The sequence below is a fragment of the Nonomuraea sp. NPDC049152 genome, from assembly GCF_040648355.1.
Classification (GTDB): Bacteria; Actinomycetota; Actinomycetes; order Streptosporangiales; family Streptosporangiaceae; genus Nonomuraea.
In genome coordinates this window covers 20,282-33,270 of the sequence record NZ_JBEZDO010000036.1, presented here as the reverse complement: position 1 = coordinate 33,270, position 12,989 = coordinate 20,282, and the positions used below count along the sequence as shown (strand labels likewise).

General features: G+C 71.4%; 12 protein-coding genes. 3 read left to right on the top strand and 9 right to left on the bottom strand.

The window, feature by feature from the left end; translation table 11 throughout:
• Positions 1-18: 18 nt before the first annotated feature.
• The 8 genes from AB0B45_RS42840 to AB0B45_RS42805 all read right to left on the bottom strand — a co-directional run bounded on the left by AB0B45_RS42840 (position 19) and on the right by AB0B45_RS42805 (position 10,266).
• Positions 19-1,599: a GMC family oxidoreductase N-terminal domain-containing protein gene (locus AB0B45_RS42840; protein ID WP_358143342.1), complete on the bottom strand. Its 1,581-nt coding sequence runs from the start codon at positions 1,597-1,599 to the stop codon at positions 19-21.
• Positions 1,600-1,610: 11 nt separating this feature from the next.
• Positions 1,611-3,104 (bottom strand): GMC family oxidoreductase N-terminal domain-containing protein, encoded by a 1,494-nt coding sequence (locus tag AB0B45_RS42835; protein ID WP_358143340.1) that lies wholly within the window; start codon positions 3,102-3,104, stop codon positions 1,611-1,613.
• Positions 3,104-3,784 carry an EthD domain-containing protein gene (locus tag AB0B45_RS42830; RefSeq protein ID WP_358143338.1) on the bottom strand — a complete coding sequence of 227 codons (681 nt, stop codon included), beginning with the start codon at positions 3,782-3,784 and terminating at the stop codon, positions 3,104-3,106. Before AB0B45_RS42830 ends, AB0B45_RS42835 begins: the two co-directional genes overlap by 1 nt.
• Positions 3,785-3,904: 120 nt before the next feature.
• Entirely contained in the window at positions 3,905-5,521 is a 1,617-nt protein-coding gene (locus AB0B45_RS42825) for an FAD-binding protein (protein WP_358143336.1), read from the bottom strand.
• Between the two features lie 66 nt (positions 5,522-5,587).
• Complete coding sequence (locus AB0B45_RS42820; protein WP_358143334.1) at positions 5,588-6,856, bottom strand: Dyp-type peroxidase; 1,269 nt, start codon at positions 6,854-6,856, stop codon at positions 5,588-5,590.
• Positions 6,857-6,930: 74 nt separating this feature from the next.
• On the bottom strand, positions 6,931-7,524 hold the full coding sequence (locus AB0B45_RS42815) for a DUF305 domain-containing protein (protein ID WP_358143332.1): 594 nt from the start codon (positions 7,522-7,524) through the stop codon (positions 6,931-6,933).
• Positions 7,525-7,731: 207 nt separating this feature from the next.
• On the bottom strand, positions 7,732-8,802 hold the full coding sequence (locus tag AB0B45_RS42810) for a gamma-glutamyltransferase (RefSeq protein ID WP_358143330.1): 1,071 nt from the start codon (positions 8,800-8,802) through the stop codon (positions 7,732-7,734).
• Between the two features lie 3 nt (positions 8,803-8,805).
• Positions 8,806-10,266: an LLM class flavin-dependent oxidoreductase gene (locus AB0B45_RS42805; protein WP_358143328.1), complete on the bottom strand. Its 1,461-nt coding sequence runs from the start codon at positions 10,264-10,266 to the stop codon at positions 8,806-8,808.
• Between the two features lie 39 nt (positions 10,267-10,305).
• On the opposite strand from AB0B45_RS42805, the gene AB0B45_RS42800 reads away from it, so the two are divergent.
• Complete coding sequence (locus tag AB0B45_RS42800) at positions 10,306-10,641, top strand: helix-turn-helix domain-containing protein (RefSeq protein WP_358143326.1); 336 nt, start codon at positions 10,306-10,308, stop codon at positions 10,639-10,641.
• On the opposite strand, the gene AB0B45_RS42795 is transcribed toward AB0B45_RS42800, so the two are convergent.
• The gene (locus AB0B45_RS42795) at positions 10,626-11,291 is read right to left on the bottom strand and encodes a hypothetical protein (RefSeq protein ID WP_358143324.1); all 666 of its coding nucleotides are present in this window, start codon (positions 11,289-11,291) and stop codon (positions 10,626-10,628) included. The genes AB0B45_RS42800 and AB0B45_RS42795 overlap by 16 nt on opposite strands.
• A gap of 57 nt (positions 11,292-11,348) precedes the next feature.
• Here AB0B45_RS42795 and AB0B45_RS42790 point away from each other — a divergent pair, with 57 nt between their 5' ends.
• Together AB0B45_RS42790 and AB0B45_RS42785 are read left to right on the top strand one after the other, a co-directional pair.
• Positions 11,349-11,792 (top strand): nucleoside deaminase, encoded by a 444-nt coding sequence (locus tag AB0B45_RS42790; protein WP_358143322.1) that lies wholly within the window; start codon positions 11,349-11,351, stop codon positions 11,790-11,792.
• Between the two features lie 67 nt (positions 11,793-11,859).
• On the top strand, positions 11,860-12,942 hold the full coding sequence (locus AB0B45_RS42785; protein ID WP_358143320.1) for a hypothetical protein: 1,083 nt from the start codon (positions 11,860-11,862) through the stop codon (positions 12,940-12,942).
• Positions 12,943-12,989 lie beyond the last annotated feature (47 nt).

Genomic DNA, 12,989 nt, shown 5'->3' with positions numbered 1-12,989 from the left:
CTATCTATGACACGGAGGTTAATTCGCGGCGAGCAGGAAGTCCGCCGCCCTTTCGGCGATCATGACAACCGTGGTATGCGGATGGGCCGTCACCAGCGACGGCATGACCGAGGCGTCGGCCACCCTGAGCCCCTCCACGCCCCGCACCCGCAGCTGCGGGTCGACGACCGCGTCCTGGTCGGTGCCCATCCTGCAGGAGCCCGCGAAGTGGTAGTAGGAGCCCGTGTTGGCCTTCACCCACTCCCTGAGCTGGTCGCGGGTGGCGACGTCGGGCCCCGGCGCGACCTCCGTGAGGCCCCACTCGTCGGTGAAGGCCCTGGTCCTGTAGATGTCCCTGGCGATCTCGACGACGGTGACCGTGCGGTCGAGGTCGACGGGGTCGCCGAAGTAGTTGGCGTTGATCCTGGGATGGGCGCAGGGGTCGGAGCTCGCCAGCCGTACCCACCCGCGGGAGACCGGCCGGACGACGCCGGACAGGCTCAGGATCACGTGCGGGTCGACCAGCTCCTTCACGTCGGCGACCGGCTGCCCGGTCTGGACGCGCCTGATGACGTTGGCGAAGAACTTCTCGCCGAACGGGGCCCGGTGCACCAGGCTGATCTCCAGATCGGGCACCGGCACGCCGTTCTGTGAGCCGCAGAACAGCGCGGCCTCCGTGACCTGTCCCCGCGGGTCGTCGCCCGGCTTGGCCATGTAGCCGATCGGGCCGATGACCAGCGGATGGTCGTGGAAGTTGGCTCCCACGCCCGGCAGGTCGGCCTGGACGCCGATGCCGAACTCGGCCAGCTGCTCAGGCGCTCCGAGCCCCGACAGCATGAGCAGCTTGGGCGACTGGATGGCGCCCGCGCACAGCACGACCTCGGCCTCCGCCCTGGCGACCTGCGTGCGGCCATCGCGCAGGTACTCCACGCCGACGCACCTGTCGCCCTCGAACAGCAGCCTTCCCGCGGGCGCTCCGGCCAGCGCGGTCAGGTTCGGCCGGTCGAGCGCGGGGTCGAGATAGGCCTCGCGGGCGCCCCACCGCACGCCGTCCCTGATGTTGACGTGGTGCCAGCCCGCGCCGAACAGCCCCGCGTTGAAGTCGTCCAGGCGCGGGTGGCCGAGCTCCGCGCAGGCGTCGATGAACGTCCGCGAGATCGGGTTGCCCGTCTGCGCCGCGTCGGCGACCGTCATCGGGCCGCCCTTGCCGGCCAGCGGGTTGTGCTCGTCGAGCTGGTCCTCAAGCCGCTGGAGGTACGGCAGGACGTCGTCGAACGACCAGCCGGGGCAGCCGTGGTAGGCCCAGCTGTCGTAGTCCTGCGGCCTGCCCCTGGTGTGCATCATGTGGTAGATGTTCGAGGTGCCGCCCAGGCCCCTGCCTGCGGCGGAGTAGACCTGGGTGCCGCCGAGCCCGGGCTGGGGCTCGCTCATGTAGGCCCAGTCGAGCTCGGTCAGCAGCACCTCGTTCCACCTGTGCGGGCTTCTGACAGCGGGCGTGACCCGCGCCTCGCCCGCCTCCAGCAGGAGCACGGTCGTGCCGGGGTCGGCGCTGAGCCGTGCGGCCAGCACGGAGCCCGCCGCGCCCGCGCCGATGACGATGTAGGTGTAGCTGTCTGCCACGGTCGGCTCCTTCACACGATCAGGTCGGCCGCCCGCTCGCCGATCATGTTCGTGGCGGCGGCGGTGTTGCCTGCGGGGATGGTCGGCATGATCGAGGCGTCGGCGACCCTCAGCCGGTCCACGCCGTGCACGCGCAGCGCGGGGTCGACCACCGCCATGGGGTCGCGTCCCATCCGGCAGGTGCCCGCGGGGTGCCAGACCGTGGTGGCCGTCTCCCGCACGTAGGCGCGCAAGTCGGCCGCGCGGCCGGGGGCGCTCTCCCTGTCGCGGAACGGGGTCATCGCCGTGGTGTGCGCCAGCTCCCTCGACAGTTCGATCCCGCGCACCAGCGCCTGAAGGTCGGCCTCGTTGTCGAGGTAGCGGGGATCGACGACCGGCAGGTCGCCGGGCGAGCCGGAGCGCAGGGTGACCGCGCCTCTGCTGCGCGGCTGCACCAGGACAGGGGCGAAGGTGTAGACGGGGCCGTCGATCCTGTAGGCGTCCTCGACGAACTGCACGGGCCCGAACAGCAGCTGCAGGTCGGGGTCGTCGGGCGGGAACAGGCCCGCCTCGGCCAGCAGCTCGGGCATCGGCAGATCGGCCGAGGCGGCGTAGGCGACCCCGAGGATCAGGTGGTCCTGCAGGTTCGCGCCGACGCCCTGCAGGTCGACGACCGGGGTGATGCCGTGCTCGCGCAGATGACCGGCCGGCCCGATCCCCGAGAGCATGAGCAGCTGGGGCGAGGTCAGCGCGCCGCACGAGACGATCACCTCGGCGGCGGCCTCGGCGCGGTGCGTCACGCCGTCCCGCACGTACTCCACTCCCGTGGCCGTCGTGCCGTCCAGCAGCACGCGGGTGGCCTGCGCGCCGGTCACGACGGTGAAGCGGGGGTGGCCCAGCAGCGGTTGGAGGTAGGCGGCCGCGGTGCTGACCCGCTCGTTGTCCTTCGTCCTCGTCGACTGGTAGAAGAACGCGCCCTCCTGCTCGGCGCCGTTGTAGTCCCAGTCGTCGCCACCGGGGAAGCCGAGCTCGGCCGCGCCGGTGACGAACGCCCGCGAGACGGGCGACGGCCTGGCGAAGCGGACGACCTGGAGTGGCCCTCCCGCCCCCCTGTGCCGGTCGGCGCCCTCCTCGTAGTCCTCGGCCCGCCTGAAGAACGGCAGCACGTCGTCGTAGGCCCAGCCCTCGTTGCCCAGCTGGGCCCAGTGATCGAAGTCGCGACGGTTGCCCCTGACGTACAGCATGGCGTTGACCGAGGTGCCGCCGCCCAGCGCCTTGCCCTGCGGCAGCGCGATACGGCGGCCGTTCAGCCCCTGCTGGGGCTCGGTGAGGTGCTGCCAGGTGACCTCGGGGTTCCCCCACAGCGAGGCCATGGAGGGGATGTCGGTTCTGCGGATCTCGTCGCGGTCGGCGGGTCCTCCCGCCTCGAGCAACAGGACGCTCGCGCCCGTGCGCTCGACCAGTCTGGCGGCCAGCGCGGCGCCGGCCGCGCCGGCGCCCACGACGACGTAGTCGTAGCCGGCCATCAGCGGCTCTCAGGTCCGATGATCCAGTGCTCCCTGGTGAGGAGCCGGTGGATGTACCTGGGTTCGACGAACGACTCCAGGTCGGCCTGCGCCTTGGCGAACTCGGCCGAGGCCAGCGCGGCGTCCAGCGTCCGCCGGTCGGGGAACGACAGCAGGTAGGCGGCGTCGAGCACGGCCTCGCCGATGCCGTAGTAGCCGTCCCTGGTGTGGCACTGCAGGTAGCGGCGCAGCCCTGGCACCCTGCTCATCAGGTCGGCGTGCTCGCCGAGGCTATGGGTCCTGAAGTCGCGCAGCGGCAGGCCTTCCCTGCGCTTGACCAGCACGATGAGCTTCACGCCTTCCTCCGGCGCGAGCTCGTCGCCCTTGACGATCTCGTGGGCGTCGGTGTCGAGGACGACCGTGCGCCAGAAGGCCGCCCACGTGGGCTCGTCCTTGCGCGCGCCCTCCAGGAACTCGGGCGTCTGGAGCGACTCGAGCTGCTCCTTCTCGTCGCGCAGCCAGATCTCCGCGACACCGCTCCACAGCTCGTTCTCGAAGGGGATCGTGGTGTCGATCAGGTACTTCCTGATCTGCGGGATCTTGCTGGCGTATTTGACGGCGTGCACCTCGACCCAGTAGCGCTGGAAGTCCTCCTCTGACATCCCGGGCTTGGGCGCCGCGAAGATGAGTTGATGAATCACCGCAATCCTCCGTCACTGCGTAGGTGGAACCGACGTTAGGGAGCGGGGTCCGCGCACCGGAAGGACGCCGTGGAGACCTGGTCAAGTCGGCCCCGACACTCCGTGCGCTGCGCCGCCGCGTCAGGGCAGGGCGATCGACTGCGCGTGCCTGAAGACATCGCGCGGGTCGTAGGCGGCCTTGATCCGCTGGAGCCTCGGGTAGTTGTCCTTGTAGTAGAGCGTCTGCCACGGGACGCCCGACCTGTTGAAGGCGGGGTCGGTGATGTCGGGGTCGGGGTTGTTGATGTAGCAGCCGTCGGCCTGCGCGTTGGGCGCCGGGTAGCCGCCGGTGGCCGACCACACCGACCCGTACAGGTCGCGCAGCCAGCCGATGTTGGCGGCGTCGGCCGCCGGGTCCTGCCACTGGGTCTCGAACAGGGTCCAGAACGCGGCGCCGCGATGGACGAGCGCGGTCCTGTTCGCGGGGACGGCGTTGACGGCCCCGCCGCTGAAGCCCGCCAGCGTCACCGCGCCCGCCGGGTTGGCGAAGTCGGTACGGGTCAGCGCCCGGTACATCGCCGCCGCCTGGGCCGGGGTGTAGCCGGTGCGCAGGTAGGCAGACTTCGACGAGCCGCGCAGTGTCGGGTTGATGAAGGAGGGGATGCTGGCGGCGATCAGCCGTACGGCGTGCAGCCATGGCAGCTTCTGCGCGGGCTGGGCGGCGACCACCGCGTCCACGCCCAACCCCTCGGTGAGCGCGCCCAGGTAGCCGCTCAGCAGTCCCCCCGCCCCCGGCGCGGTTGCGTCGACCTGCGTCAGCAGGAAGATGTTCTGGGCGGAGCGGTGGGCCAGCGAGGCCACGCCCGACAGCACCTTGGCGGGCGAGGTGGGCGCGGCGTGCTGCTCGTACCAGGCGCCCCAGTTGGTGACCAGCCGGGTGAACTTGGCCTCGTCCAGCGCGCTCCAGGGGATGCCGACCGCGCTGAGCAGCACGTCCTTGGGCGGCCTGACCAGCAGCCCGCTGGGATCGGTGCCCGTCGTCCCCTGCGTGCGGAACCAGAAGCGGGTGATGATGCCGAAGTTGCCTCCGCCGCCGCCCGCGCTGGCCCACCACAGGTCGTGATGCGGGTCGGCGGGGTTCCTGCTCGCCACCACCGCCCTGGCGGTGCCCGAGCGGTCGACCACGACGATCTCGACCGCCTCCAGATGGTCGATCACCGCGCCGAACTGCCTGGACAGGAAGCCGTAGCCGCCGCCCGTGGTGTGGCCGCCGATTCCGACCGTGGGACACATGCCGCCGGGAAGCGTGACGCCCCACTTCTTGAACAGCGTCTCGTAGACGCCGGACAGCCGGGCGCCGCCCTCGACGGCGAAGGCCTGGCGGCGCGGGTCGAAGTAGACGCCGCCGAGGCCCGACAGGTCGATGACGACGTCGACCTCGGAGTTGAACACGAACGGGGCCAGGCAGTGGCCGCCCGAGACCACCGACAGCCGCTTGCCCCTGTCGACCGCCTCCTGGACGGCGCGCACGACCTGGTCGGTGGAGCTGACCAGGCGGACGTAGTCGGGCGAGCCGACCCAGCGCTGGTTGTAGCCGACGGTGAGTTCCTGGTACCGGGGGTCGTCGGGGAAGATGTTCACCGCCGCCGTCACGGGGGCGCACGTCTGGCCGCCGAACTCGTACCCGCTGATGCCCGCTCCCGCCACGGCGGCGAGGGGAGCGGCGCCGAGTAAGCCTCGCCTCGTCATTCCCATCATGAGGCTCATGATTGACGAACGGCTCAGCCAAGGCTCTGGGCAGCTAACGGAGTCACCGGCTTTCGATCAGCTCTCGACCAGCCGCTGCCCCAGATAGTCATCGTCGCCGGTCAGGCCGGGCAGCGCGAAGTAGAAGCCGCCGCCCTCCGGACGGGTGAACCTCTCCATCGGCTCGCCCTTCAGCCTGGCCTGCGACTGCAGGAAGTTGGCCAGCCTGCGCTGGTAGCTGACGAAGGCGAGGCCCTGGTCGTCGAGGCCGTGGGCATAGTTGAAGCCCCTGCGCAGCATCCCCTTCTCCGGGCCGGCGGTGCGCGGGTTGGCCAGGCGGATGTGCGCGTCGAGCGGGGTGAGCCTGCCGTCGGGGTCGTCGCGGTAGCGGGGGATGTCGGTCTCCTTGACGCCGTCCAGCGGCGCGCCGCTGATCTTGCGCCTGCCTATGACCCGTTCCTGCCGGGTGAGCGAGATGCCGTCCCATTTCTCGACGAACAGCCGGATCAGGCGGACGGCGACGTAGCTGCCGCCCACGGCCCACGCGGGCTCGCCGTCGCCGGCGCCGACCCAAACGGCCTTGTCCATCACTGCGGGGTCGCCCGAGTCAGGGTTGCCGGTGCCGTCCTTGAAGCCGAGCAGGTTGCGCATGCCGGTGGCGCCCGCCCTCGCGTTGGCGTCGGGCCTGGCGAACCCGGCCTGCGACCAGGCCAGCGCCAGGCCGCCCCTGGTCGCCCTGACGGCTCTGCGCAGGGCGTGCACGCAGACGTCGGGGTGGTCGCCCTGCAACAGCAGGAGCAGGTCGCCGTGGGTGCGGGCGGGATCGAGGACGTCGTTGGCGAGCACGCCCATCGGAACCAGCTCGGCGGGTTTGGCCGCGGCCAGGCCGTACCTGGGGTCGAACAGCGACGCCCCGACGCTGAGGGTGGCCAGCACGTGCTGGCGGCCCTGGCCGAGCAGGAGCGCGCTGTCGGAAGGCGGCTGGTCGGCGGCGGCCGGCGCGGGGGCGCGGCCGGCCATGAGCGTGTCGAGCTCGGCCGACAGCGCGCGCAGGGTGCCGGTGAGGGTTCGCCGGTCGGGGCCGAGGCAGCGGAAGGCGGCCAGCAGGCACGCCGAGGCGGGGCCGGTCAGGATGCCCGGCTGGTGCGCCGCCCTGAACGTGGCCTGTGCCACCCTGCCGTTGCCCTGCGCCGGCGAAAGCGGTCCCTGCGGGGCGGGGTCCTGCTGCACGGTGCTCGCCAGTGCCGTCGCGCCCGCGGCCCCCACCGCCAGGCCCGCGCCGCCGACCGCCGCGCCGGTCAGGAACGCCCGCCTGGACGGCCTGCTCTGGCGTTCGTCTCTTGACATCACCCGTCAATGGTGTGCTCGGCGGGCCGGTTGGAGCACAGAATCCACCTGGAGTCCGTTATGTCAGCGATGACTCAGAGGCGGTCGAGGAACCGGCGGAGCCGGCCGACCTCGGCCCGCTGGGCGGTCTCGATCGTCTCGGCCAGCTCCTTGACCACGGGATCGGCGCCGGTGGCCTTCTCGGTGCGGGCCATCTCGATCGCGCCTTCGTGGTGGGCGATCATCAGCTCGGCGAAGCGCCTGTCGAAGGCCGCCCCCTTGGCCTCCTCGAGCTCCTTCATCTGCTCCTCGGACATGATGCCGGGCATCGAGTGGCCCATGCCACCGGAGGGAACGGGCCTGTCCCATGCCCTCAGCCAGTCCGTCATGATCTTGATCTCTGGATCCTGGGCCGCCTTGATCTGCGCGGCCAGCTCCTTGATCTCGGGGTCGACGGCGCGCGTCCCCGCGAGCCCGGCCATCTCGACGGCCTGCCGGTGGTGCGGGATCATCATCCGCGCGAACGTCACGTCCGCCTCGTTGAAGGCGCTCGCCGTGATGGCGGGCGCGGCGGCGCTGGGTGCGGCCGCCGTCTCGTGTCCCGTCGCGGAGTCGTGGCCCGTCGTGGGGCCGCAGGCGGTGAGCAGCGCCAGCGCACCGGCGGCGGGCAGCAATCGGATCTTGACCATGACTCTCCATAGTTGACGTTGTCCCTGGACAGGGGAACCTCATGTCCTGTATCTACGATAGATCATAGTAGGCAAGGAAGAGCATGACCCTGGCGGTGGGGACGCACAACGAGACCAGCTACAGAGCAGGCCGAGGACGGCCAGGACCTCCGTCATGATCACCCCCGCGCACAGGTACTAGGGGGCGTAGTACGACTACCCCGCTGATCACATGTGAACCACGACCGCCGATCCGTCGCTGCGGGGGTCGGCAGGACCTGCCCCTTCGAACAGGCGCAGCAGCACCTGGGTGAGGATCTGCGGCTGCGCCTTGCCGCCCATCGTTCCCGCGACCCAGGTCAGCAGCCCGCCCTTGGTGACCATGACGGGCATGAGCGTGTGCGCGGGCCGTTTGCCAGGCGCGATGACGTTGGGCGAGGCGGGATCGAGGGAGAAGAACGAGCCGCGGTTGTGCAGCAGGACGCCGGTGGACGGGTCGAGCACGCCGGAGCCGAAGCCGTGGAACAGGCTCTGGATCAGCGAGACGGCCAGCCCGTCGCTGTCGGCGGTCACGACCGCCACGGTGTCGCCGCTCGCCCTGCCGCTGACCGCGGGCGCGGGCTCGGGGAGGTCCTGCCTGGCCGGATCCAGGAGGGCGTCCACGTCCACAGGGACGAAGCGCGGGTCGGCCAGGTACGCGGCCCTGTCGGCGATGCCCCTGTGGAAGACCGCGGCGAGCGGCCCGCGCGCGCCCAGCGCCTGCAGCAGCAGGAAGCCGTGGGTGTTCGGCGGGCTGGTGTGCACCTCGTGGCCGCGGAAGGCACGGCTGAGCGGCGCCGTGCGCTCGACCTCGAACCGCGCCAGGTCGTCCAGGCCGAGGACGCCCGACAGGCGCGCGCCGAGCGGCCCGCCGTACAGGGTGGCGGGGCCGTGGGCGGCCAGCTCCGCGAGGGTGGTGGCGAGCGCGTCCTGTCGCAGTGTGTCGCCGGTGGTCAGCGGCCTGCCGCCGGGGCGGAAGATCTCGCGCATGCCGGGGTCGGCGGCGATCAGCTCGTCGGCCGCCCTGTCGGCGTCGGCCTGCGCGGGCCCGCTGGCGTTCACGCAGCTGACGCGCCCGTCGGGGGTGCGGACGAGGGCGACCAGGTCACCGCCGACCGAGGTGTTGTGGGGGTAGACGACGGCGAGGGTGGCCGCCGCGGCAAGGGCGGCGTCGAGCGCGTTGCCGCCGTCGGCGACCGCCTCGGAGGCGGCGGCCGTGGCCAGGGCGTGGGGGGTCGCGATGGCGCAGGTGTAGGTCATGGGTCACAGGTCCAGGTCGAGCCGGGCGATGGGCTCAACCAGCTCCTGTTCCTCGTACTCGAGGTGCGACAACAGGGCCGAGGCCAGCGCGTCGAGCGCGTCGCGAACGCCGTCGATGGCGTCGACGTCCTCGATCATGGCGACGAGCGCGACGTCGAGACCGGTCAGCAGGCCGGCGATGACCTCGTGCTCCTGTTCGAGCCGGTCGATGACGGGCGCGAGCGACGCCTGCGCTGCCCTCAGCGCGGGGAACATGTGCTCGTCCTCGATCGTGTGGTGCGTGGTCACGATCCTGCAGTAGGAGGCGCAGAAGCTGCCGAGCGTCCAGTAGTTCTGCCGCATCGTGAGCTGGTTGATCAGCGAGCGGAGCTCGGCCACGTCGCCCCGGCCCGCCGCGACCTGCTCCACGCCTTCGCGGATCTCGGCCAGTTCCTCGCGCAGGTCGTCGTGGATCCTCACCAGGTGCAGGCCGCGTTCGCGCTGGGCGGGCGGGAGCTCGGCCAGGTCGCGCTTGGGCAGGCGCGGCCTGGTCGACTCGTCGAGCGAAGCCCTGGTGGTCGCCCTCGGCTCCGCCGTCTGCCGCTGCTCACGGCCGACGGCCTCCCTGACGGCGGGCGCGACCTCCTCAGCGAAGATCTTGAGGTCGCGCTCCTCGGTGGGGGCCATGACGAAGACGCTCATGCCGTACGCGTGGACCAGTTCGGCGAGCTGGTCGGCCCACAGCGCGGGCGGCCCGTCGAGGAAGCCGGTGCCGGGCAGCCGCGAGAAACGGCCGTTGACGTTGTAGACGCGGCGGATCAGCGCGGGGTCGCGGCCCGCGTCCTGCGCCGCTCGGTCCACGATCGCGCTCATCGCGGCCAGTTCCTCCGGCTCGGCGTAGCTGGAGGAGGGCACCCAGCCGTCCGCGGTGCGCCCGGTCAGCTCCAGCATGCGGCGCTTGTAGGCGCCGATCCACACGCCGATGCGGTGCGGAGGGAAGGGCCCAGGCGCGGCGCCGTCCAGCCGGTAGTGCTCGCCGTCGAAGGAGACAGGGCCGCCGGGCGTCCACAGCGCGCGCATCACCTCGATCCCTTCCGCGAGCGCGGCCACCGCCTCGCCAGGGGTACGGCGGGGCCCGCCCATCGAGGCGACGCCGTCCCAGAAGGCTCCGGAGCCCACGCCGAGCTCCACCCTGCCGCCGCTCAGGATGTCGAGGCTGGCCGCGGCCCTGGCCAGAACGGCGGGCGGTCGCAGGGGGATGCTGGCCACGTCGGGGAAGAACCTGATGTGCTGGGTGCGCGCCGCGAGCACCGACAGAAGGGTCCACGTGTCAAGGAAGGACGGCTGGTAAGGATGGTCCTGCACGCCGATGATGTCGAGGCCGGCGTCCTCGGCGAGCACGGCTTGGCGCATGAGCTGGTGCGCGTCGTTGGCGGCGGGGGTGAGGAAGGCGCCGAACCACAGATCGTGCATAAGATCGGTCATGGCCCTTACAGTACATAACTGACTTACGGAAGGTAAGTGATGTCCTCTCCCGAGGCGCTCCTGCGGCACTGCCCGCACTTCCAGGTCGCGATCGAGTTGGTGGGCCGCAGGTGGAACGGCGTCATCCTGCTGGCGCTCGCCAGAGGCGCGACGCGGTACGGCGAGCTGCGCGACGCGGTCCCCGGCCTGTCCGAACGCCTGCTCGCGCAGCGGCTGCGCGAGCTGGAGTCGTCGGGCGTGGTGGCGCGCGAGGTGCGGCCGACCACGCCGGTGCAGATCCGCTACTCGCTCACCGAGAGCGGCACGGCGCTGGTCGAGGCCATGCGCCCGCTCATGCAGTGGGCCGACAGGTGGGCCGATCAGTCCGCGATGTAGCTGATCGACCTGACCTCGTACCCGCGTGCCTTCGAGCCCGCGACGTGCATCAGCATCGCGCCACCCTCGTAGGACCAGAAGCAGACGCTCTTCTCGCACCCCTGGAAGGTGTACGGCACGCCGTGGGGGTCCCACTTGACCTTGAACAGCGTCTTCAGCGCCGCCGTGGTGGCGACCTCCGCGCCCTGGTTGCGGTCGCCCTTGTGCCACGCGTTGAGCAGGTGCTTGGCCACCTTCTCCTTCGAGTAGCGGCGCGACTGGTAGACCTTGGTCACCTTGCCGCCGGAGACGACCATCAGGACGCCGTTGAGCTCGCCGGGCACGCGGACGCTCGTGTGCTTGAACGCGCAGGCGTTCGCGACGCAGCCGGCGAACTCGTCGGGGGCGCGGAAGACGTAGGCGAACAGCGTGTCGACCGCGGCGGGGGTGGCGACCTTGGTGGCGGCGCTCCTGTCGTCGCGCAGCCACGCGCGGAACAGCCTGTTGGCCGTCGTGGCGGCCTTCGGAGCCGGCTTGCCGGCCGCGATGAGGGGCTTGGGGGCGGTGGGCTGGGCGCCGGCGGGGGCCGCGGCCTGCGCCGCGGTGACGGGGAGCGTGAGGGAGGCGGCCGCCGCGGCGGCGGCCACTCCGAACAGCCATCGGCTTGACATGCCCCGAAGGTAGGGCGTGATCCTTGCACGCCGGTTGCAACGCCCTAGGGTGAGCCCATGGACTTCCTGGAGATCGCCGTCGAACAGGCCCGCGCTGGGCTGGCCGAGGGCGGGGTGCCCGTGGGGGCGGCACTGGTGGCCGACGGCGAGGTGCTCGGCGCGGGCCGTAACCGCAGGGTGCAGGAGGGCAGCGTCATCCGCCACGGCGAGACCGACGCGCTGGAGCGGGCGGGCCGCAGGAGCGCGCACGTCTACCGGCGCTCGACCATGTACACGACGCTGTCGCCGTGCGCGATGTGCACGGGCGCGATCCTGCTCTACGAGATCCCGCGCGTGGTGATCGGTGAGAACCGGACGTTCATGGGCCGCGAGGACCTCCTGATCGCCCACGGCGTGGAGGTCGTGGTGGTCGACTCGGCCGAATGCCGCGCGCTGATGGCCGCGTTCATCGAGCGGTGGCCCCGGGTGTGGAACGAGGACATCGGGCAGCCGCCGGAGTAACAGACTGTCCCTTTCCGGTTACCGAAAATCACCTCAAGCCGGTAAGGCTCGCGGCTAAGGTCGGCCCATGGATCTACTCGCGCGTGCCGCGGAGCTGAAACCAGAGCTGCTGGAGTTCGCGGTGTCAGGAAGGTTCACCAGGGAGCTCGGCCTGGCGTACGGCCGTTTCTTCCCCGACGGGGTGATCACCGACGAGGCCACCTCAGCGCTCGCCCTCGACCACTTCGCGCTGGAGTACCGCCTGCCCGGCGGCGACCTGCTGATCGACAGGTTCGTGGCCGAGCGCCCCGAGCTGCACGAGGCCGAACGGGCCATGGTGCTCGGCTGGAAGGACGTGGTGGAGGGCGTCTTCGAGGTCCGCACCGTCGCGGGCTCGGCGATCATCCTGTTCAACATGATCGACGAGCTGACCTACACCGCTCACTCCGATCTGGGCGAGGCGGCCTTCGACGTGCTCGATCCGGGGATGTTCATGGTCGGGCGGCTCATCCCCGTCACCCTGGACGACTGGATGATCAGCGCCACGCCCGCCGTCTACACCGCCGAACTGCGGCCGCGGCTCGTGCGGGCGGCGGCCGAGGCCGCGCTGCGCGATCCGGCCATGGTGTTCCGCAACCCCGCCCTGCTGGCCGAGGCGTGGCAGATCCAGGCGGCGCAGCGACGGCAGTTCGTCGAGCACTTCGGCTCCGACCTGGTCGTCCTGCGCGGTGACGAGGTCGCGGCGCGGATGCGGGAGTTCACGTCGCTGGAGTTCCCCGACCATCTCCACGAGGAGGAGAGCGTCGCGCTGATCTTCGACGAGCGCGACGGGCTCGGCTACTACACCGACTTCGGCGCGGTCGAGGCGGCCTTCGCCGACCCATCCCTGGTCACCAGGGGGCGGTACCGCGACGCCGTCAGCCGCTACCTCAGGGGGGACGCCGTCTCCCCCGTGCCGATCAGGCACCTGGCGGCACGCGACGACGAGCGGGCGGGCGAGGTGTTCGCGACCCTGCTGGGGCGGCGCGGCTTCACCTGGCGGCTGGACGGCGAGGCGCTGCTGAGGGCGCACAAGCCCGGCTACTTCGCCGCCCCGCGCCTGCCGGCCTGCACCCCCGTCACCGGAGTGATCGCCGAGCTGGACCACGCCCTGGAGGCGGGCCTGGTCTAGGGCGCAGGTTTCCCTGGCTCGGGCACGGGCCGGTTCTCAGGGCACGG